This is a genomic window from Cytobacillus firmus, assembly GCF_023715565.1.
Taxonomy (GTDB): Bacteria; Bacillota; Bacilli; order Bacillales; family Cytobacillaceae; genus Cytobacillus; species Cytobacillus firmus_C.
Genome location: NZ_JAMBOJ010000019.1, coordinates 57629 through 77834, shown reverse-complemented (window position 1 = coordinate 77834; position 20206 = coordinate 57629). Strand labels below are relative to the sequence as shown.

At 43.1% G+C, this 20206-nt stretch carries 21 protein-coding genes; 10 read left to right on the top strand and 11 right to left on the bottom strand.

Annotated features, from left to right (window positions below; all coding sequences use genetic code 11):
• From M3205_RS09820 to gnd, 5 genes are all read left to right on the top strand, one after another.
• On the top strand, nucleotides 1-145 hold a 145-nt coding region (locus tag M3205_RS09820), incomplete at its 5' end, for a transposase (protein WP_251169739.1).
• A 623-nt stretch (nucleotides 146-768) separates the two neighbouring features.
• On the top strand, nucleotides 769-1500 hold the full coding sequence (locus M3205_RS09815; RefSeq protein WP_251169737.1) for a GntR family transcriptional regulator: 732 nt from the start codon (nucleotides 769-771) through the stop codon (nucleotides 1498-1500).
• Nucleotides 1493-3034 carry a gluconokinase gene (gene gntK, locus M3205_RS09810; protein WP_251169736.1) on the top strand — a complete coding sequence of 514 codons (1542 nt, stop codon included), beginning with the start codon at nucleotides 1493-1495 and terminating at the stop codon, nucleotides 3032-3034. Before M3205_RS09815 ends, gntK begins: the two co-directional genes overlap by 8 nt.
• 12 nt (nucleotides 3035-3046) lie before the next feature.
• A complete protein-coding gene (locus M3205_RS09805; protein WP_251169735.1) occupies nucleotides 3047-4393 on the top strand; it encodes a GntP family permease in 1347 nt (448 codons plus the stop codon).
• Between the two features lie 75 nt (nucleotides 4394-4468).
• Nucleotides 4469-5875, top strand: a complete 1407-nt coding sequence (gene gnd / locus M3205_RS09800) for a decarboxylating NADP(+)-dependent phosphogluconate dehydrogenase (protein ID WP_251169734.1) — start codon at nucleotides 4469-4471, stop codon at nucleotides 5873-5875.
• Nucleotides 5876-5987: 112 nt separating this feature from the next.
• On the opposite strand, the gene aspA is transcribed toward gnd, so the two are convergent.
• A complete protein-coding gene (gene aspA, locus M3205_RS09795; protein WP_251169733.1) occupies nucleotides 5988-7418 on the bottom strand; it encodes an aspartate ammonia-lyase in 1431 nt (476 codons plus the stop codon).
• Between the two features lie 219 nt (nucleotides 7419-7637).
• Nucleotides 7638-8324 carry a transcriptional regulator YeiL gene (gene yeiL, locus M3205_RS09790; protein ID WP_251169732.1) on the bottom strand — a complete coding sequence of 229 codons (687 nt, stop codon included), beginning with the start codon at nucleotides 8322-8324 and terminating at the stop codon, nucleotides 7638-7640.
• Between the two features lie 78 nt (nucleotides 8325-8402).
• On the opposite strand from yeiL, the gene M3205_RS09785 reads away from it, so the two are divergent.
• The gene (locus M3205_RS09785) at nucleotides 8403-9581 is read left to right on the top strand and encodes an MFS transporter (RefSeq protein ID WP_251169731.1); all 1179 of its coding nucleotides are present in this window, start codon (nucleotides 8403-8405) and stop codon (nucleotides 9579-9581) included.
• Nucleotides 9582-9755: 174 nt separating this feature from the next.
• The gene (locus M3205_RS09780) at nucleotides 9756-9896 is read left to right on the top strand and encodes a hypothetical protein (RefSeq protein ID WP_251169730.1); all 141 of its coding nucleotides are present in this window, start codon (nucleotides 9756-9758) and stop codon (nucleotides 9894-9896) included.
• Here the strand turns inward: M3205_RS09780 and M3205_RS09775 are convergent.
• From M3205_RS09775 to M3205_RS09765, 3 genes are all read right to left on the bottom strand, one after another.
• Complete coding sequence (locus tag M3205_RS09775; protein WP_251169740.1) at nucleotides 9872-10012, bottom strand: hypothetical protein; 141 nt, start codon at nucleotides 10010-10012, stop codon at nucleotides 9872-9874. The genes M3205_RS09780 and M3205_RS09775 overlap by 25 nt on opposite strands.
• 49 nt (nucleotides 10013-10061) lie before the next feature.
• A complete protein-coding gene (locus tag M3205_RS09770; protein WP_251169729.1) occupies nucleotides 10062-10496 on the bottom strand; it encodes a GNAT family N-acetyltransferase in 435 nt (144 codons plus the stop codon).
• Between the two features lie 179 nt (nucleotides 10497-10675).
• On the bottom strand, nucleotides 10676-11578 hold the full coding sequence (locus tag M3205_RS09765; protein WP_251169728.1) for a LysR family transcriptional regulator: 903 nt from the start codon (nucleotides 11576-11578) through the stop codon (nucleotides 10676-10678).
• 152 nt (nucleotides 11579-11730) lie between these two features.
• On the opposite strand from M3205_RS09765, the gene gdhA reads away from it, so the two are divergent.
• On the top strand, nucleotides 11731-13110 hold the full coding sequence (gene gdhA / locus M3205_RS09760; RefSeq protein WP_251169727.1) for an NADP-specific glutamate dehydrogenase: 1380 nt from the start codon (nucleotides 11731-11733) through the stop codon (nucleotides 13108-13110).
• Between the two features lie 592 nt (nucleotides 13111-13702).
• Here the strand turns inward: gdhA and M3205_RS09755 are convergent.
• The 3 genes from M3205_RS09755 to M3205_RS09745 all read right to left on the bottom strand — a co-directional run bounded on the left by M3205_RS09755 (nucleotide 13703) and on the right by M3205_RS09745 (nucleotide 15938).
• Nucleotides 13703-14251, bottom strand: coding sequence for a DUF488 domain-containing protein (locus M3205_RS09755; RefSeq protein WP_251169726.1), 549 nt, complete (start codon nucleotides 14249-14251; stop codon nucleotides 13703-13705).
• Nucleotides 14252-14298: 47 nt separating this feature from the next.
• A complete protein-coding gene (locus tag M3205_RS09750) occupies nucleotides 14299-14745 on the bottom strand; it encodes a DUF4385 domain-containing protein (RefSeq protein WP_251169725.1) in 447 nt (148 codons plus the stop codon).
• A gap of 587 nt (nucleotides 14746-15332) precedes the next feature.
• Nucleotides 15333-15938 (bottom strand): DUF2269 domain-containing protein, encoded by a 606-nt coding sequence (locus M3205_RS09745; RefSeq protein ID WP_251169724.1) that lies wholly within the window; start codon nucleotides 15936-15938, stop codon nucleotides 15333-15335.
• Between the two features lie 192 nt (nucleotides 15939-16130).
• On the opposite strand from M3205_RS09745, the gene M3205_RS09740 reads away from it, so the two are divergent.
• Nucleotides 16131-16607, top strand: coding sequence for a MarR family transcriptional regulator (locus M3205_RS09740; RefSeq protein ID WP_251169723.1), 477 nt, complete (start codon nucleotides 16131-16133; stop codon nucleotides 16605-16607).
• Nucleotides 16608-16881: 274 nt separating this feature from the next.
• Here the strand turns inward: M3205_RS09740 and M3205_RS09735 are convergent, their stop codons facing one another.
• Nucleotides 16882-17394 carry a hydantoinase/oxoprolinase family protein gene (locus M3205_RS09735; RefSeq protein ID WP_251169722.1) on the bottom strand — a complete coding sequence of 171 codons (513 nt, stop codon included), beginning with the start codon at nucleotides 17392-17394 and terminating at the stop codon, nucleotides 16882-16884.
• Nucleotides 17395-17718: 324 nt separating this feature from the next.
• On the opposite strand from M3205_RS09735, the gene M3205_RS09730 reads away from it, so the two are divergent.
• Nucleotides 17719-18198, top strand: coding sequence for a PAS domain-containing protein (locus tag M3205_RS09730; RefSeq protein WP_251169721.1), 480 nt, complete (start codon nucleotides 17719-17721; stop codon nucleotides 18196-18198).
• Between the two features lie 82 nt (nucleotides 18199-18280).
• Here the strand turns inward: M3205_RS09730 and manA are convergent, their stop codons facing one another.
• Nucleotides 18281-19225, bottom strand: coding sequence for a mannose-6-phosphate isomerase, class I (manA, locus tag M3205_RS09725; RefSeq protein WP_251169720.1), 945 nt, complete (start codon nucleotides 19223-19225; stop codon nucleotides 18281-18283).
• Between the two features lie 88 nt (nucleotides 19226-19313).
• The gene (locus tag M3205_RS09720; RefSeq protein WP_251169719.1) at nucleotides 19314-20177 is read right to left on the bottom strand and encodes an ROK family protein; all 864 of its coding nucleotides are present in this window, start codon (nucleotides 20175-20177) and stop codon (nucleotides 19314-19316) included.
• Nucleotides 20178-20206 lie beyond the last annotated feature (29 nt).

Here is a 20206-nt window from a genome sequence, read left to right as displayed (position 1 = left end):
AAGAATAAATGGAGAGGTTCGCAGAAGAGAAAGAGTCATTAGAATCTTTCCTAACACACAATCCGCTTACAGGCTCATCGGAGCTGTCTTGATGGATTATGCAGAGGAAGTTAGAAAAAGAATCATTAAAGAAAAGAACCAGTAGAATCTGCGGAGCGAAATTTTTGAAGTAGTGGAAGGGGCCCCTTCCACTACTTCAAAAACATAAGAGCTAAATAACTTGTTTTTCCTAGGAATGAATTTACACAAAATAGTGGACTTGACTGGGTTTCCTCTCTTTGTGGCAGAAGTTGGAGCAGGTTCTGACACTAGTTCCCGAGTTCCTTCTCTTTGTGGCAGAACTTGACCTGGGTTCTGACGCTAGTTCCAGGGTTCCTTCTCTTTGTGGCAGAAGTTTGGCCCGGTTCTGACGCCAGTTCGCCGATTCCCCTCTTTGTGTCCAAAGTTAGCCATATAATTATGTAAAAAAAAAATGAGTCAAAATTAATTCCTTTGGTCAACGTTGTCATTAGCACAAACAAAAGTTGGAGGATTTAATTTGACTCAGTATCCGTTTAACCAAAACCTACTATGATAACAATCTGCCGGCGGGGTTCCGGCTGCCCCAATTTAGGAAACCACTCGCCCTCCCTATAACAAATTCCAAATTCAAACAGTAAACCCAAATAAAATAAAATGTAAAGCGTTTGCATTTTATTTTATTTGCATTATAATACTTGTATACAAGTATACACGTATACTAAAATGTCATTTTGTAAAGGTGATGTTATGAATAATTCCACGGAATTTCTATATCCGCAAAAATGGCTTTCCAAGGCTTCCTCTGGAGACCGTGTCGCGTACGAGCTTAGGATGCGCATTATTGCTGGTTTGATTGAAAGCGGTACCACGCTTTCTGAAAATAAATTGGCCGCTGATTTTTCTGTGAGCCGTTCACCGGTTCGTGAAGCTTTACGGACACTGGCTTCTGAAAATATCATCCGCTTGGAAAGAATGGGTGCGGTTGTTGCCGGGATAACAGAAAAAGAAATTGAAGAAATATACGACGTTCGTCTCATGATTGAAACATTTGTGTTTGAACGACTCACCCATATGGACACAAGTGAGTTGGTGATGGAGCTCAGCAAGGTGCTGGAAATGATGAAGGTGGCAGTTAAATACCGGGATGCGGATGAGTTTGCATATCAGGATATTCTGTTCCACGAAATTATCATCGGGTCCATTGGCCATTCTTATATCCAGCTGATCTGGAATAATTTAAAACCCGTGATGGAAGGCTTCATTCTTTTATCCATGCGCGTGCGCTTTCAGGAAAATTATGAAGATCTTGATCGGATTGTGAAAAATCATGAACTATATATTGATGCCATTAAAACAAAAGACAGAGACCTCATGATTCAGTCGCTACACGAAAATTTTGATGATGTTCAAGGGAAAGTGGACGATTTATGGAGGTCACAGCAAATGCTGTCCAAAGGGGTTAAACAACAAGATGACTAGCTATATGTTAGGGATTGATATTGGAACCACCAGTACAAAAGCCGTGTTATTCAGTGAAAAAGGAGATGTGATTCAGCAGGAGAACATTGGGTACCCGCTCCACACTCCAGGTATCTCCACAGCAGAACAGGATCCTGATGAGATTTTCTCTGCTGTCGTTCAAGCCATAGCGAATATTACAAAAAACCATCATGATAAAAAGCTGTCCTTTGTGTCCTTCAGCAGTGCAATGCACAGTGTGATCGCGATGGATGAAAATGATCTGCCGCTTACGCCCGTTATTACCTGGGCCGATAACCGCAGTGAAGCATGGGCACGCAAAATTAAAAAAGAATGGAATGGACATGAGGTCTATAAACGGACTGGAACACCGATTCATCCGATGTCTCCTTTAAGCAAGATCACCTGGCTTGTGCAGGAGCGCCCGGAGATTGCGAGCAGGGCAAAGAAATACATCGGCATTAAAGAATATATTTTCAAAAAGCTCTTTGATGAATATGCTGTCGATTATTCACTTGCTTCCTGTATGGGGATGATGAATCTTAAAACATTGGACTGGGATGAAGAGGCATTAGCAATTGCGGGCATTAGCCGCTCCCAGCTATCCGAACTCGTTCCGACGACAAAGATGTTCCAAAACTGCCATCCTGTTTTAGCCAAACAAATGGGCATCGATCCAGAAACACCTTTTGTGATCGGCGCTAGTGATGGTGTGCTTTCAAATCTGGGTGTGAATGCGATCAGAAAAGGTGAGATCGCTATCACTATCGGGACAAGCGGTGCGATACGTACCATTATTGACAAGCCCCAGACCGACGAAAAAGGGAGAATCTTCTGCTATGCCTTAACAGAAAATCATTGGGTGATTGGTGGACCGGTGAACAATGGAGGGATGGTCCTCCGCTGGATTCGGGATGAATTTGCCTCATCCGAAATCGAAACAGCCAAGAGATTAGGCATTGATCCATACGAAGTATTAACCAAAATTGCCGAACGTGTCAGACCGGGCGCAGATGGCCTGCTGTTCCATCCATATCTTGCGGGTGAACGCGCTCCTTTATGGAACCCGGATGTCCGCGGATCTTTCTTCGGATTAACAATGTCCCATAAGAAGGAGCATATGATCCGGGCAGCACTTGAAGGCGTCATTTATAATCTGTACACCGTCTACCTGGCATTAGTAGAATGCATGGACGGGCCAGTAACCCGGATTCAAGCAACTGGAGGCTTCGCCAGATCTGAGGTTTGGCGGCAAATGATGTCCGATATTTTTGAATCGGAAGTCGTCATACCGGAAAGCTATGAAAGCTCCTGTCTCGGTGCCTGCATTTTAGGATTATATGCTACAGGAAAAATCGACTCGTTTGATGCCGTTTCTGACATGGTGGGGGATACCTACAAGCATATACCGAAGGAAGAGGCTGCAAGAGAATACAGACAGCTGTTGCCAATCTTCATCCAATTATCAAGAGCGCTTGAGGGTGAATATACTTCGATTGCAAACTATCAAAGAAAATTAATTCAACATGACTAGGGGGAAATGAAAATGCCGCTGTTAATAGTTGCAATTGGGATCGTTGCCTTATTAATTCTGATAATGGGCTTGAAATTAAACACCTTTATTTCATTAATTATCGTTTCTTTTGTTGTTGCGCTGGCACTCGGAATGCCGCTCGACCAGATTGTCAAAACCATTGAAGCCGGATTAGGCGGAACACTTGGCCACCTGGCTCTCATCTTTGGACTTGGCGCCATGCTGGGCAAGCTGATCGCTGATTCTGGCGGTGCCCAGCGAATTGCTATGACTCTTGTCAATAAATTCGGTGAAAAGAATATCCAATGGGCGGTAGTGGCTGCATCCTTTATTATCGGTGTTGCCTTATTCTTTGAAGTGGGACTTGTATTGTTAATCCCGATCGTATTTGCTATTTCAAGAGAATTAAAGATTTCCATTTTGTTTCTTGGGATTCCGATGACAGCCGCTTTATCTGTCACACATGGATTCCTCCCTCCTCACCCGGGGCCAACCGTTATTGCCGGTGAGTACGGTGCAAACATTGGTGAAGTATTGCTTTATGGTTTTATCATTGCGGTTCCAACTGTTATTTTAGCTGGACCAGTATTTACGAAAATTGCTAAAAAGCTTGTTCCGGCTTCATTCACAAAAAGCGGAAGCATTGCTTCTCTGGGAGAACAGAAAACTTTTAAGCTTGAAGATACACCAGCTTTTGGAATCAGTGTATTTACTGCTTTGCTGCCTGTTATTTTAATGTCAATCGCAACGATTGTTACATTGCTTCAAAAAACAATGGGATATGCAGATAATAGCCTTCTGGCTGCCATCCGTTTTATTGGTGATGCCGGTACTGCGATGCTGATCTCCTTATTGGTTGCCATTTATACCATGGGGATTGCAAGGAAAATTCCAATCAAAAATGTAATGGATTCCTGCACAACCGCCATCACCCAGATTGGGATGATGCTCCTGATTATCGGAGGCGGCGGTGCCTTCAAACAGGTATTGATTGATGGCGGTGTTGGTGACTATGTAGCCGAGCTTTTCAAAGGGACAAACCTGTCCCCTATTTTACTGGCATGGATTATTGCGGCCATCCTGAGGATTTCTTTAGGATCTGCCACAGTGGCCGCATTAACGACAGCTGGTTTAGTTATCCCTCTGCTGGGCCAGTCGGATGCCAATCTTGCCTTAGTGGTGCTTGCGACAGGTGCGGGAAGCTTAATCGCTTCTCACGTCAATGATGCCGGCTTCTGGATGTTCAAAGAATACTTTGGTTTGAGCATGAAGGAAACGTTTGCAACATGGACTTTGCTTGAAACAATAATATCTGTTGCTGGATTAGGATTTATTTTATTGTTAAGCTTATTTGTATAAACACTTTAAGGCAATGAAACCCTACTTTATAAGAGGGGTTCATTGCCTATTATTCTGAATGAAGGAGCAGGAACTATGAAAAATTCAATTGGGGTTATTGGTCTCGGAGTAATGGGGAGCAATATCGCTTTAAATATGGCCAATAATGGCGAGAAGGTAGCAGTATATAATTACACCAGGGATTTGACCGATCAACTGGTACAAAAACTTGAAGGGCAAACCATAAGCCCTTATTACGAAGTAGAGGATTTTGTTCAGTCTTTGGAAACACCGAGAAAGGTGTTTTTAATGGTGACGGCAGGGAAAGCCATTGATTCTGTTATTGCAAGCCTACTCCCTTTCCTTGAAGAGGGCGACGTTATCATGGACGGCGGCAACTCCCATTTCAAAGATACGGAAAAGAGATATGATGAGCTGAAAGCAAAAGGAATTGGCTACTTGGGTATCGGCATTTCAGGCGGTGAAGTGGGTGCTTTAACAGGACCTTCCATCATGCCTGGCGGCGATCGGGATGTCTATGAAAAAGCGGCTCCGATTCTTACGAAGATCGCAGCAAAGGTTGACGGTATGCCTTGCTGTGTCTACATCGGACCTAAAGGGGCTGGCCACTTCGTCAAAATGGTACATAACGGAATCGAGTATGCAGATATGCAGCTGATTGCGGAGGCCTATATACTTTTAAGAGAAAAGCTGGGATTATCTGTTGAGGAAATTGCGGATATCTTTGACACTTGGAATCAAGGCGAGCTGAAGAGTTATTTAATCGAGATCACAGCAGCTATTTTAAGAAAAAAAGACGAGCGCACAGGGCTGCCGCAAATTGACGTCATCCTTGATAAAGCCGGGCAAAAAGGAACAGGAAAGTGGACCAGCCTGCAGGCTATCGATAATGGAATACCAACCTCGATCATTACAGAATCTTTATTCGCACGCTATATTTCTGCTTTGAAAGATGAGCGTGTGGCGGCTGAAACCCTTTTATCAGGGCCTGAGAAGGATGCGATACCTGTTGAAAAAGACGTCTGGATTGAATACATCAGACAGGCTTTATATATGGGGAAAGTGTGTGCCTATGCACAAGGATTTACCCAATATAAAATGTCTTCTGACCAAAATGACTGGAATCTGCCACTGAAAGATATTGCGCTGATTTTCCGCGACGGCTGCATCATTCGTGCGGATTTCTTAAATGTCATCAGCGAAGCCTATCAGGAGCAGCCGAACCTGGCAAACCTGCTCGTCTCCCCTTACTTTGCCGAAAAGATCAGAGACTATCAGACAGGCTTGCGCAAAATTGTTTGCGAAGGCATTCAATCCGGCATCGCATTGCCTTGCTTAAGCTCTTCTCTTTCCTACTACGACAGCTACCGGAATGGAAGATCAAATGCCAGCCTGCTGCAGGCACAGCGTGATTACTTCGGTGCCCATACGTATGAGCGGACTGATATGGAAGGGACTTTCCATACTAATTGGAACGAATAGATAGTAAAGCGGAAGGCGCCCGCCAATCGGCTTATGAACTTGAGCCGATGGTGCCTGGAGCTAGACAAAAAACGCTTGCCCCTTTAACGGGACAAGCGTTTTTTTGTTTACCTTAATCTCTTTCAAGCAAGGCAGCGCCTGCAATGCCAGGATCCGTCATTTCATATGGATCAAGGATTAAATCGAGTTCTTCTTCTGTCAGAACATCATATTTCAAGCACAGTTCCCTGATAGAACGGCCTGTTAGAATCGCTTCCCTGGCAATTCTGGATACGACTTCATAGCCGAGGTGAGGATTGACGGCTGTAACGATGCCGACACTCTTTTCGACATAATCCCTCATTCTTTCTTCATTGGCTTCGATTCCTTTTACACAATGCTCTGTAAACGTATTGAACGCATTGTTCATAATGCTGATCGATTGCAGAAGGTTAAAGATCAGGACTGGCTCCATGACGTTCAGTTCCAGCTGACCCGCTTCTGAAGCAAGGGAGATGGTGTTGTCGTTCCCGATGACCTGGAAGGCAACCTGATTGATCAGCTCCGGAAGAACCGGATTTACTTTTCCAGGCATAATGGATGAACCAGGCTGTCTTGCCGGAAGCGAAATTTCGCCAAGGCCCGCTCTTGGACCAGACGCCATCAGACGCAGGTCATTAGCGATTTTAGACATATTGATCATACAGATTTTCAGTGCTCCGGAGACTTCTGTATAAGAATCGGTATTCTGAGTGGCATCTACAAGATGTTCTGCCCCGGTAAATGGCAGGCCGCTGATGTCGGCAATATTCTTCACCACTAAATCAATGTATTTCGGGATGGCATTCAACCCTGTACCAACTGCTGTTGCCCCCATGTTCAATTCATATAAGTGCTGTTTGGATTGCTTAATGCGCTTTATGTCACGTGCAATCACGCGGCTGTAGGCTTCAAATTCCTGGCCAAGCCTGATTGGAACGGCATCCTGCAGATGAGTCCTGCCCATTTTAATCACATGGCTGAATTCCTTTGATTTTTCAAGGAAAACAGCGTGCATATTTTCCATTGTCAGGATTAATTGATCAAGCAGATTTAATACTGAAATGTGCATGGCTGTCGGGAACGCATCATTTGTCGACTGCGACATATTCACATGAGTATTAGGACTGCAATGAGAATAATCGCCCTTTTCATGGCCCATGATTTCAATCGCACGGTTCGCAAGGATTTCATTAATATTCATATTAATGGACGTTCCGGCACCGCCCTGGATCGGATCCACAATCACCTGATCATGCCATAATCCTTCAATCATTTCATCAGCTGCCTGTATGATCGGATCTCCAATGCCTGAGTACAGGCGTTTAACTTCCATATTGGCCATGGCCGCTGCCTTTTTCACGATGGCCATTGCTTTGATTAGCTCCGGGTGGATCCGGTAGCCTGTAATCGGAAAGTTCTCAACCGCACGAAGTGTCTGAACGCCATAATAGGCATCCTCCGGAACTTCCTTAGAGCCTAGAAAATCTTTTTCAATTCTGTAGCTGTTCTTTGCTGCTAACATGGACTTCTTCTCCTTTATATAAACCTTCCAGATATATATAGGTTTTGTAATAGCTTATCCTTCGTATTCACTATAAGCCTGAAAGGATGAATTGGCAATGGTTATGGCACAATAAAAAAGACCTTTTTCCCGGTATGCCTGAATGCTTGGGAAACTGGTAATTTCAGTGAATGAAATCGCTTACCTTCAAGTCGGAATTTTCATTGCTTCCTATCTGGTTCAGCTGCCCATATCCAGCCCATTTTTCAGTACATCTGCAAGCCGGTGCAGATCATCTGGCTGCCGGATATGGTAATGGCGTCCTTTCTTCTGCAAATAGCCTTTTTCGCAAAATTGAACAAGAACATGCAGCAGATGACGGTAGGACACTCCTAGAAAGTCACAGACAGTTACATGCTTCTCTTTATACACATCCCCATCAGCGGTCTGAAGGATGAAATCAGCCAGGCGGTTTTCAAGCGGAAAGGATAGACCCTGTGAGTATTTTTCAGCCATCCTGGTTGCTTTCACGCTTAGAAACCTGGTGAGTTCTCGGAGAAAAGTGGTGTCTTCAAGCAGTTTATCGCGGCAGCGGTACAGGGGAATCGCAAAACAGACTGTCTTCGCTGAGGCCTGGATCCCCTTTGTATAGTACACTTCATGCAAAAGCTCCATCTCCCCGATATAATCATGGGCATTGATAAAATTAATCAAAGAAACCTTCCCATTTTGATAAGTCACGTAAATCTTGGCCTTTCCCTCGATGACATAATACAAATAATCCGGCCTCATACCCTCGTGTATGATCCATTCATCCCGCTTATATTCGCGCACTTCTATAAACTCTTCAATTAGAAAAGAAAATAAATGAGATATAGAGTGCTTCTCCAGGTAATTCTGTCTTTTTTTCCCTTTGTATGTTTCCATTATCCACCCCAAAATATGAGATATCTCATATTATTGTACGAAGCTTCCTGATATCATGCAAATATCGGAGGGATTTTTATGAAGACACAAAGCTGGATGAGCAGGCAGTTTTTCAGCTTTTTTATGACCTGGGGCATTTTCCTGCCTTATTGGACCGGGTGGATGATCCATATAAAAGGAATGACAGTTTCACAGGCAAGTTTGATCATGAGCTTGGGCCTGGTGGTACGGGGGCTTGCCACACTTTTTGCTTTTCCCTATTTATCAGGAAAATTCAGCAGCAGAACCCTGCTGAACGGAATGGCAGCCGGTACCCTGATCGCCATTGTCTGCTATATTCCGGCCGACTCTTTTGCAAGCTTGCTGGTAGTAACGCTGCTATTGCATTTCTTTTATCCGGCACTAATGCCTGCATTGGATAGTGCTGCGGGCATTCTTGTCCAAAACAAACAATTAAAGGATTATGGAAAAAGCCGTTCCTGGGGGTCAATCGGATTCGTTGTGTCCGGAATGATTCTGACCTTCTTTACAGGGGGGTTCGGAGATGAGGCCATTTACTGGGCGTTATTACTCGGCATGCTTGTAGTCCTTTGTCTCGGCTTCATGAATACACCGGCAGTACTATCTGAAAAGCCGAAGCCCGGCCAGACCAGAGGAGCCATAAGGAAATTATTCAGCATTAGACACTTTGGCCTTGTGCTCATCATTGTAATTCTGCTGCAGGCAGCACATGCTTCCTATTACAATTATGGTTATATCTACTTACAGGAAATTCAAGCACCAAAATATTTAATCGGCGCCATTATTAATATAGGCGTGATGGCAGAAATTCTTTTCTTTTTCATTGCGGACCGGACTTTCCGGAAGTTTTCAATCGGTTCATTACTGGCACTGGCAGCATTGGGATCCACTGCACGATGGGTACTCGTATTTGCCTTCCCGCATGTCATTGTGTTCAGCATTAGTCAGACATTGCATGCCTTCTCATTTGCGATGGCACATTACGCCTTCATGAAATATTTAATTAAATATGTTCCTCATGAACAGGTGCCCATTACTCAAGGGGTCTACTCAGCTCTTGCCCTCAGCTGGAGCACAGCCCTTTTTACCATTTTCGGCGGGTATCTTTATGAAATGGAACCACGATACGCGTTTATCGGAATGGTGGTATGTACGATACCTGCGGCGCTGCTTGCGTTTATTTATCGGAGATTGGAAGGGAAGAAAGAGGCGGACAAAAGGCATCTGGCAGTTTAATGTCACAATATAGCTAAAAAAGGTGATACACGTGTAGCACCTTTTTACGTTTGCATCAAGAAAGTTTCTAATTGAAACTTAATAAAGGTATTTTATATATACTGCCCGGTGCTTCCTTTTTTGGATTTACACCGATTTTTGTTGCCAACTTCCATCCTGTCACCCAGCTTAATCTTGTCAGAAACGGTAACCCCGCTGCAGTGGCTGGGCACGGCCATTATACTGGCTGCCATTGCTTTTAATGAACTGGGGACTGGCCTGTTCCGGCATCGAAACAAAGTGCCTGAGGATCAGACACCTGTCAGTTTTGATTGAATGGACTCCGGCAGCAGCTGATAAAATAGCCCATGATACTTAAGATCAAGCATGCCGGCAATCAAAAGAATTAGGATTAAGAAGACTGCAAACCATTTGCTATTCTTTTTAAGCAATGGGTTCACCTCCATGAATAAGAGCTCCCTCACCAGGAGCTCCATTGATTTAATACGCCAGTTTATATACAATCTCCCCATCAATCACCCGGCCATCCGCTTCAAAACCGAGTTTTTCATATAGCCCCTTCGCTAAGTGGTTCTCAGGCTCAAAGCTCAAATAAATCACCTTATGCTCCTGGTCCTGCTTAATCCGCTCAATCAGCTTCTCCATTGCCGCTTTCCCGTACCCTTTTGACTGGTGCTTCGCATCAATCATCAGACGGTAAATCCAGTATTCCTTATCTTCGTAATCCATACAGTACATTGTAAAGCCCACTAACATTTCATCATGATAAATCGCTAAGCACTCACACTCCGGAAACGCCTTAGCCTGCGCAAGCGAAAACACATTCGGTGCCACAAACGCCTTCTGCTCTTCTGCTACACGTAAATCAATGACATCGAAAAAATTATGGCGGTCTATTTCTCTAAATTCAATCATATGATCCCCCTTCTCTTTGAAAAGGCAGGTCATCGGGTCTGTTTCCAGGGACATGCCTGCCTTTTTACTATCGAAGTCAAATTCGCTAAATAGCAGGGAAATCCTCCAAGTGAATACATAAAACATGACGAAGACGGCAGAGTTTATCATATTCACTTAAGGAAATCGGGATGATGGCATCAGTTCTGGAATTGGTCCAAAACAGCAAAGAAATCACGAATAAATTGATAGAATATTTTCTCCGTGGGCAGCAGCTGGCGTTCACTTGGAATAATGATTCCTACCGCACGGGTTATCTGTGGTGTGACAGGCAGCCTCACTGTTGAACGCGGCAGGCTGTCCACCAATGTAGATTCCGGAATAAGCGACAAGCCCAGACCTGCTGAGACCAAACCTTTAATCGTATCAATATCATCGCCTTCAAATGACACTTTAGGCTGAAAGCCATGCTGACTGCAAGCCTCATCGCATAATTCACGCAAGACATATCCCTTGGGAAACAAGATAAAGGATTCATCTTTCAGCTGGTTCAGGTTCAATAAAGATTTGTCTGCTAATGGGTGGCCAGCAGGAACCAGAGCGACCATTTTCTCGGTGAATAAAATATCCCCTTTAACTTTTTTCCCTTTCTTAGGAAGAGGGCCAATCAATGCCATATCGATTTCCCCGTCCGCCACTCCGCTGATTAAATCACGATAAGCGCTCTGTTTCAGTTCAAACTTCACATGAGGATAGCGGCCGCGAAAAGCAGATATGATAGAAGGCAGTGTATAAAGGGCCAGACTGCTTGGGAACCCGAAACGTATTCTGCCATGCTCCGGATCCAGATACTCTTGAACTTGCCGTTTGGCATTATCGATTACCTTTATGGCTTCTTCCATCTGTTCTAAGAATAGTTTGCCGATCGGCGTCAATTTCACGTTCCTGCCTTCACGGATAAATAAACTGACCCCCAGCTCTGATTCAAGGTTGAAAATCTGTCTGCTCACAGCGGATTGTGCCACATGTAAAGCTAATGCCGCTTCGGTTACATGTTCTCTTTTCGCCACTTCAATAAAATATTTAATCTGCCTTAATTCCATGTGATTTTTTCCTCCCCTCTGCTATTCATCTAATTTCAGCATCAATATTATCTAATTTTCATATTGTTTAGATTGATTTTCAACTATAAAATGAAGGAATCATACAAATTTAGAATAGTTCGAAATTATATTAAGGGAGGGCCATTGAGAGCATGACTGCCATAACAAAAATTAATGAGAAGCGAATACAGGCAGAGGATTACGTTCAGGCGGTATTCGAAACAGTTAAAAAGCGCAATCCTAATGAAGGTGAATTTCATCAGGTTGTTAAAGAAGTGTTTGATTCACTCGTTCCAGTATTTGAGAAAAACCCCGCATACATGGAGCAAAGTATTCTAGAGAGAATCGCGGAACCTGAAAGAGTGATCACCTTTAGAGTCCCTTGGGTGGATGATCAGGGAAAAGTACAGGTAAATCGCGGCTTCCGGGTTCAATTCAATAGCGCAATCGGTCCATACAAGGGCGGCTTGCGATTCCATCCTTCTGTAAATACCAGCATCATTAAATTTCTGGGCTTTGAACAAATTTTCAAAAATGCCCTTACAGGCCTGCCGATTGGAGGAGGAAAAGGCGGAGCCGATTTTGATCCCAAAGGGAAATCTGATGGCGAGATTATGAGATTCACACAAAGCTTCATGCTGGAACTAAGCAGGCATATCGGACCGGATGTAGACGTTCCTGCCGGAGATATCGGAGTCGGCGCCAGGGAAATAGGCTATCTGTTTGGACAGTATAAGAGAATTCGCGGAGGCTATGAAGCTGGAGTCCTGACAGGGAAAGGCATCGGATATGGCGGAAGCTTAACCCGCACTGAAGCGACAGGCTACGGTATGGTTTACTTTGTACAGGAAATGCTGAAGGAAATAGGCCTTTCCTTTAAAGAAAGTACTGTCGTTGTCTCCGGTTCAGGAAATGTCTCTACTTATGCGATTGAAAAAGCGGCACAGTTAGGCGCGAAGGTTGTGGCCTGCAGTGATTCTGACGGCTATATTTATGATCCAAACGGCATCAGCCTTGATACAGTAAAAAGGCTGAAGGAAGTGGAGAGGGAGAGAATTCGGGAATATGTGAAGGAACATCCCCATGCCCAATACTTTGAAGGGTGCTCCGGCATCTGGTCCATCCCCTGTGACATCGCTCTGCCGTGTGCGACACAAAATGAAATTGATGATTCAGCAGCAAAAATCCTGATAGCCAACGGAGTTAAAGCCATTGGTGAAGGAGCAAATATGCCATGCACATCCGGAGCCATCCATGAGTTTCTGAGAAACAGCGTTCTCTTTGGTCCGGCAAAAGCTGCCAATGCAGGCGGTGTTGCCGTTTCCGCATTAGAAATGGCCCAAAACAGCTCAAGAATATCCTGGACATTTGAAGAAGTGGATGAAAAACTGCAGCAGATTATGACGAATATATACCGGAGCAGTGTTAAAGCTGCCGATGATTATGGCTACCCAGGCAATCTGGTCGCAGGTGCTAATATCGCAGGATTTATAAAAGTAGCTGATGCCATGATCGCACAGGGAGTTATATAAAAATGAAAAAGGGTGATGCTATCAAGAAAGCATCACCTTTTTCTTTTGATACACAATTATATTCTTTTGGTCAGGCAACCTGTGGGCTGTGATGGGATAATAGGATTAATTGTATTCCATTAAACATACGGGTGAACCGCAGCCAAAAATCCAAGCATTCGCCGCGGGCAGGCAGTGCATTTAGTGTTTTAAATTTTTTAAGCAGTTCAAGGAATGCCCAGATGAACAAATGGGCCAGTGGTACAGTCAGTGGCAGCAGGATTAAAGCATAAAGGGTTCCCCAAATTAAAATACCCTCGACATTAATACCTGTAGCTTCACTTGCTGTGTAGGTTCTGAGGCTAACTCAAAGAAAATACTGAAGAGGGAAAAGTAATATTGGCAGGTCTCATATCTCTTCTTTTATTTGTAATCATTCCTGGGACCTGCATCCACTACAACCTCTACCATATTGATTAAATTTATAATCACACTTCAAATAAACCATTTTTTTGAAATCATATAGTGAAAACTACTGCAAATTAAAAAACAGCCACCATATAGCAGCTGCTTGGAAGAGAGTACCCGGCACCTGTGCCCCTATTTTCCCTTTTCATAGTTTCGGATACACCACAGTCCCATCTTCTTCAATGATTGGCATGGCTCCCCACTTCCCCAATTCATGTGGGACCACCTTCGGATTCCCGTCGGAGTCAGGAATGAGGTGGCGTACATCCCATCCATTTGCCTTCAGCCAGTTGCTGATGAGAAGGCGATGACATCTTGCCGGATGATATTCTGAACACATATAGACGAGCGTCGTTTCTGCGGCCTGTTCCTTGAGCTGTTCCAAAGCATACTGAAAATCATCCGTCAGAGTATAATCCGCATAATTGTGAAACGAGCGGTTATTCCATCCCTGGTTCAATTGCTCCCCTATCTGTCCAGACACTTTCCTTCTCCCGCCAAGACCAGGGAAATGACGATAATGGATCCCCGCTTCTTTCAGCCATTGGGCCATATTTTCTTTTTTAAAGTGTGAACTTCTGCGGCTTGCAGGAAATGACCTTACATCTGCCACAAAGTTAATTTCTGCTGCTCCCAGCAGCTTTAAAAATTGTTCGACCGAATGGTTATAATGTCCAATCGTATAGACTTCCATGATCATCTTCCCCCTATAATCAGGACTATGTTGCTCAGGTTACTGCTTCACCCATATTTCTTCTGATGCGCCTTTTTTCGCTTAAGATAATCCTTATCCTCCCGCGCAAGCTTCCATTTCTCCATAAAGATGGACGCCGATTCTGCTTTCACCGGATCAATCTGCCTTTCATTTACCTTGCCGTCCTCATCATATTTCTTCCCGCCTTTGTAGTTCGTATACCTGCGGGCTCTTGTATATCCCATCTGCAGAAATTTTCTTGCCATATCCATCCCGACAAAATCTTCTTTCTCCTTATAATCGAGAAACATCTGATAAATTTTATCCGATGACTCCTCAGCAATTTCCGGAGTCTTAAATCGCCAATGCTTCAGAATCTCGCTCTTATAAGGCTCTACCAGCAGCACACCCTGTTCACCCCTGCCAACCCTATACAGTTCAGGATTCTTGCGAAAATCTATTGTGTCAAAATCCAAATCGTAATCGAAGGCCATATCTGTCATCCTTTTTATATTGGGTTTACCCTTGGCGGTCTTTTTGTATGCAAGGGTCTTATGATATTTTGACAGATGGTTAATCGTTAATATAAAAAGGCTCTTTTCATATAAATGTTGTTTTTCGCCTATTAATGTTGCTCGTTGATTTCCGCTACAGGATGCTCGCCCCGAGGGGCAGGCGGTGAGCCTCCTCGACACTTCGCGTCTGCGGGGTCTCACCTGTCCTGCTACTCCCGCTGGAGTCTCGCATCTTCCGCTCCAATCAACTCAGTAAATAATATACAAATAGCAACAAACCATGCAAAAACAGCCAATAAAAAAAACACACGTTGCCAAGTTCAATCATGAGCTTAATAAAAATTCAAGAAGTAAAGAGTTCTTTTTCCAAAAGGATTAAAAAAAAACAACCCCGGAGGATTGCTGAAAAGGCTCAGTATAGTTGTGGCGGGACACTAGTTTTTAGAGCAAAATGATAGCCCTTTTTCATGGAGGCTGAAGAAAATTATTCACTGACTCCTAACTCTATTTCAAGGGTCACCATTGATACTGTTGTCTCCAGCATGTACTTGTCAGCCAATTCATATTTAAGAAATCCCTTTTTCCGCTTTTTTTATTTTCCCCCAAGGTTTTAAATAAGAAATTACAACTAAAAAGATAATGAAAACAAATGAGATTACAATACCGATAAATAACATTTCACGACTATGGAGGTATAAAGGATTTTTTAAAGGATGGATACTGTTAACAAAAACATCTCCTGCCTTGTCGTGTATCCATACACGCATATACATCGAACCAAACAAAATGGTTATAAAGGTAACACAAAGTTTAGCCATAATCCAATAGTACTTTGTTACCCCCCAATGTGTACGAGCAGCTAACCAAATTCCAGTAAAAAAGGAGCCGAGTCCACCTGGAATGATTAAGAACCAATCAAAAAATCCAATAAACAAATGTGCTGCATAAATATGTTCTCTCTCAGTAATAAAATTTGTTGAAATGGCTAATAATGTTATCCCCAGCGAGCCTCCTATAAAAATAACTACAAAGAAAACATGTGATATTAACCACCAGTTTTTTTGCTTTTTATTTAACTTGTTACTCCTCTTTTTTCCTATCCAAATTGGGATGAATATCAGCAATATAAGCATTAATGATGTTCCTAAAAATATCCCTGCATCTTTACTCACTTTTAACATCCTCTCATGGATATTTGAATTTTTAACTTAATCTTTACTATTGAATCCTCAACAAATAATGTGATAACTGAACACAAAAATTTTAGTTATAATAAGTTAATGAAATGCTATTTCATTATGATAAAAGCTAAATAAATTAATTTATCTCGCGAGATAAGATAATTATAATTGGGGGTAGAAAAAATGTCAACAAACGAAACATTAAGAAAGACTTTATTGAAAACCCTAAATGATGAATTACGAAATAATAGTTCAGCCACCATTATGTTTCATCAGTCAATTGCTACCAAGTTAGGACTTAATCCAACTGATCATAAATGTTTAGAAGTTATTCTCAAGAATCAAACAATAACAGCTGGCGAACTTGCTGAGATAACGGGATTAACGACGGGGACTATTACTGGCGTAATAAATAGGCTTGAAGGAGCAGGATATGCTTTCCGTGATCATGACCCTCAGGACAAAAGGCGTGTAATTATCAGCGTAAACCAAGAAAAAGCAGAGAAAGAAATAGCTCCTCTTTTCAATTCCTTTGGAGAAGAAATTCATCAAATATTATCTCAATATACTGTTGATGAACTTCAGTTAATTCTTGGCTTTATAAAAAATAGCAATCAGATACTACTCGAAATGATAGAGAGTTTCTCAAAAACAAATTAATCACACCATACTTCAAAATCTATAGACATGTTTAATTAGGCACCTTCAAAAAGGTGAAGTGATGGATGGGCCCTATTATATACATAACTCAACCTTAGTCTATTGGGAGGATAATAAAGAAACACCTTACGCTCATAATTTAAGCGAGAGGTGTTTTTTTATGAATATATTTAAACTGAGTATTTGTGGCAACGCATGGCCGTGAAGAGGTAAAGCCCCCCTAATGCTACTAATTCAAACGACGCGGATCATGTCCTTTTTCAACCGATACAACTCAAATCGCTGCATACATATACTCGTTAACAATGTCATAGATTTCATCCGCCGAGCGGTAAAAATCAATTCCTAATTTTTCAGCTACTGTCTCTACTGCTTGCTTTGACACTTCTACATCTAAACTCATTTCTCCCCCAACTAAGCTTTGCTGCAGGTAGCCTAGAACAAAATCGGCAACAGTAGGTTCTAGGCCGCCCCGGCCGTAGCAAGCAGGACCAGGTTCAGACCCCGCACTTTGCGGTCCGATTCGAAGTGCTCCAGTTGAGGGGAAGTATGCATTTGAACCGCCACCAGCACCCACGTTTTCAACCTCAATAGGTGGTGCTTTTACTGGAAATACGCCAACCTTTGTTTCACGTGAAACTTTTGGAACGAATAAGGTAAAAGCAGCAGAACAGATGGAAAGTCGTGTTAGTATAGTCCGCGGATTGATGAGTATACCTGCAGTTGCCACTCGTCCAGTACATACCATATTATCTGGGGCATTTGGAGGAGTAACGGCTTCTGCCATAAACAACGCCTTATTCCAAAAGTTCTCCTTTCGGACTTTTCGGTTTGTGCTTTAAATAAGATCGTTGCATCCTAATCAAACACACTCTTGTTGGAACCGTCCCCACGCTTCTTTTCTCTATTTAATCATCCCACACCCAGTTTGGTTATTTTGACTAGTTCCTCAAATGCAGGAATAATTAATACTATATTTTGTGATATAAATCACAATATATGAAAATTTTTCATGCTACATTACTAATGAAGGTAGATAATAATTACCTAAAAAAACGATTTTTCTCTTTAATATATTTCTAAAGAGCGATCGCATAAAGGAGAGTTAGACATGTCAGTAGATAAATTATCAGAATTAATTAACCCTGAAGCTGTCATTAACTTTGAAACTGGTCCAATTAAAGCAAGCACTTTGGATTCAATTATCAATCTTTTACCATTTGAAATGGGCTTCTGCGACGCTAATGATATTTTCCGGTGGTATTCTAATAATCCAAACCGCGTCCATGGTCGCCGTAAAGAAGCAATTGGTCGCCCTGTGCTTGAGCTTCACCCAAAAGTGGCTCACCACGTTGAAAAGTTATTGAATGATTTCCGTTCAGGAGCACGCGACGAATGGGAATTTTGGTTTCCAAAACGCTCCGGCGAAGAGACTGGACAGATCTACCAAAAATTCATGGCGGTACGTGATGAAAATGGAAAATACCTTGGCTGTATGGATGTGACCGTTAATTTGGATATTTTCACAGGAAAAGAGGGTAAAAATACCCCTGAAACTATTGAAGAATTTATTGCTGTTAAGCCTCAATAAAAAAAATGTGCAAAAATCAATAAAATCAACCAAAAAGCGGCCATCTACTCATTATTGAGCAGATGGCCGCGGCTATGGTTCATTATAAATGCGAAACGATCATTTTGGCATTACCGGAAACTTCATAATCACCAAAGCCAGATGGCAGCAAGAAATGGTCGCCTTTTTTGAACTCATACTTTTCGCTGTCCTTTACAAGCCACCCTGTTCCTTCAATTACACTCACCTGCTGGAAGGGTTTGTTCTGGTTCATTTTAGCAGAGCCTTTCAAGTCCCACTTATGCACAGTAAAGTAATCACTTTCCACAAACGTAGTGATTTCCATATCATCTGCAGATTTAACTGCAGGCTGGATTTTTGGCTCTACTGCAGGTACAGTCGTTACAGCAATCGACTGCTCAATGTGCAGCTCACGCAGATTGCCTTCATTGTCCCGGCGGTCATAATCATAAACCCTGTAAGTCGTATCAGAATTCTGTTGGGTTTCCAGAATGACAATGCCGGCGCCTATCGCATGGATAGTACCGCTGGGAACAAAGAAGAAATCTCCTGGCTTAACAGGTACTTTCGTAAGAAGCTCGTCCCACTTTCCATCCTGAATCATCTCTGTGAGCTCTTCCCTTGTTTTAGCAGTATGGCCGTAGATGATTTCTGCTCCTTCTTCGCAATCAATGATGTACCAGCATTCTGTCTTACCAAGGTCTCCTTCATGCTTGAGACCGTATTCATCATCAGGATGGACCTGAACAGACAGGTCCTGGGCTGCATCAAGAATTTTTGTCAACAGCGGGAACCGGTCACCCTCAGTGTTACCGAACAGTTCTCGTTTGTTCTCCCATAGGTTACCTAATGTTAATCCCTCAAACTCACCGTTCTTCACGATACTCTGGCCGTTGCTGTGTGCCGCAAAAGCCCAGCACTCACCTGTTTGTGCGGAAGGAAGCTCATAGCCAAACGATTTCAGCTGCTCCCCTCCCCATATACGTTCTTTAAAAATTGGTTTGAAAAATAATGGCTGCAATGTCATGTAATGAGACCTCCAAAAATTCATAGACTTTTCTAAAAGTAACATGTGGTAAAGTAACCAGTAAAGCTCTCTTCGTTCTCAGTCTCCCTTAGGAAAACTGTCCGGCTTCTTTAGCGAGCAGGAGTGAACCAATAATCCCGGCATTATCCTCAAGCCCCGGGCGGACAATGTACTCAGAAAGCTGTGGCAGATTAACGTAACCGTTCAAAAAATCCCGCAAATATTTATAGATAGAAGAGAAGACCTGTGTCTGGTTCATGACTCCGCCGCCGAGGATGATTTTCTTCGGTGAGAGGATCAGGATATAGTGCATCAGTGCCTGGGCGATATAATAGCCTTCCACGTCCCAAACCTCTTCCCGCTGAACAAGATCAATGCCCTTCGCTCCCCAGCGTTCTTCAATCGCCGGACCTGCAGCCAAACCTTCTAAGCAATCCTGGTGAAACGGACATTTCCCATTATATTGATCCTCTGGGTGCCGCCTCACGAGAATGTGGCCCATTTCCGGATGGGATAGTCCTTGAAGCAATTTACCCTGAACTACTGCCCCCGCACCAATTCCTGTTCCAACCGTAATATAAAGGCAGCTGTCCAGTCCCTTTGCTGCCCCAAACGTTGCTTCGCCTAATGCGGCTGCGTTGACATCGGTGTTAAATCCTACCGGGACATCTAAAGCCTCTTTTATTGCCTGCACGAACGGATAGTCCTTCCATCCTGGTTTCGGAGTCGATGTGATATGGCCGTATGTGGGACTATCCAGGTCCACATCAATCGGCCCAAACGATCCAATCCCAATCGCTTTAATTGAATATTTCTTGAAAAAGGCAATAACCTGCGGAATCGTTTCAGACGGAACCGTAGTCCGAATCTGGATTCGTTCCACGATTTCACCTGTCTCATCACCTATGGCACAGACAAACTTGGTTCCACCGGCTTCAATTGCTCCTAGCATATAAATCCCTCCAAACCAGAAAATATAAT

What these genes read in the sequence shown, in the direction of transcription:
- M3205_RS09815 (WP_251169737.1), top strand. Translation starts at nt 769, where the DNA reads ATGAATAATTCCACGGAATTTCTATATCCGCAAAAATGGCTTTCCAAG.
- gntK (WP_251169736.1), top strand. Translation starts at nt 1,493, where the DNA reads ATGACTAGCTATATGTTAGGGATTGATATTGGAACCACCAGTACAAAA.
- M3205_RS09805 (WP_251169735.1), top strand. Translation starts at nt 3,047, where the DNA reads ATGCCGCTGTTAATAGTTGCAATTGGGATCGTTGCCTTATTAATTCTG.
- gnd (WP_251169734.1), top strand. Translation starts at nt 4,469, where the DNA reads ATGAAAAATTCAATTGGGGTTATTGGTCTCGGAGTAATGGGGAGCAAT.
- aspA (WP_251169733.1), bottom strand. Translation starts at nt 7,418, where the DNA reads ATGTTAGCAGCAAAGAACAGCTACAGAATTGAAAAAGATTTTCTAGGC.
- yeiL (WP_251169732.1), bottom strand. Translation starts at nt 8,324, where the DNA reads ATGGAAACATACAAAGGGAAAAAAAGACAGAATTACCTGGAGAAGCAC.
- M3205_RS09785 (WP_251169731.1), top strand. Translation starts at nt 8,403, where the DNA reads ATGAAGACACAAAGCTGGATGAGCAGGCAGTTTTTCAGCTTTTTTATG.
- M3205_RS09770 (WP_251169729.1), bottom strand. Translation starts at nt 10,496, where the DNA reads ATGATTGAATTTAGAGAAATAGACCGCCATAATTTTTTCGATGTCATT.
- M3205_RS09765 (WP_251169728.1), bottom strand. Translation starts at nt 11,578, where the DNA reads ATGGAATTAAGGCAGATTAAATATTTTATTGAAGTGGCGAAAAGAGAA.
- gdhA (WP_251169727.1), top strand. Translation starts at nt 11,731, where the DNA reads ATGACTGCCATAACAAAAATTAATGAGAAGCGAATACAGGCAGAGGAT.
- M3205_RS09755 (WP_251169726.1), bottom strand. Translation starts at nt 14,251, where the DNA reads ATGGAAGTCTATACGATTGGACATTATAACCATTCGGTCGAACAATTT.
- M3205_RS09750 (WP_251169725.1), bottom strand. Translation starts at nt 14,745, where the DNA reads ATGGCCTTCGATTACGATTTGGATTTTGACACAATAGATTTTCGCAAG.
- M3205_RS09740 (WP_251169723.1), top strand. Translation starts at nt 16,131, where the DNA reads ATGTCAACAAACGAAACATTAAGAAAGACTTTATTGAAAACCCTAAAT.
- M3205_RS09735 (WP_251169722.1), bottom strand. Translation starts at nt 17,394, where the DNA reads ATGGCAGAAGCCGTTACTCCTCCAAATGCCCCAGATAATATGGTATGT.
- M3205_RS09730 (WP_251169721.1), top strand. Translation starts at nt 17,719, where the DNA reads ATGTCAGTAGATAAATTATCAGAATTAATTAACCCTGAAGCTGTCATT.
- manA (WP_251169720.1), bottom strand. Translation starts at nt 19,225, where the DNA reads ATGACATTGCAGCCATTATTTTTCAAACCAATTTTTAAAGAACGTATA.
- M3205_RS09720 (WP_251169719.1), bottom strand. Translation starts at nt 20,177, where the DNA reads ATGCTAGGAGCAATTGAAGCCGGTGGAACCAAGTTTGTCTGTGCCATA.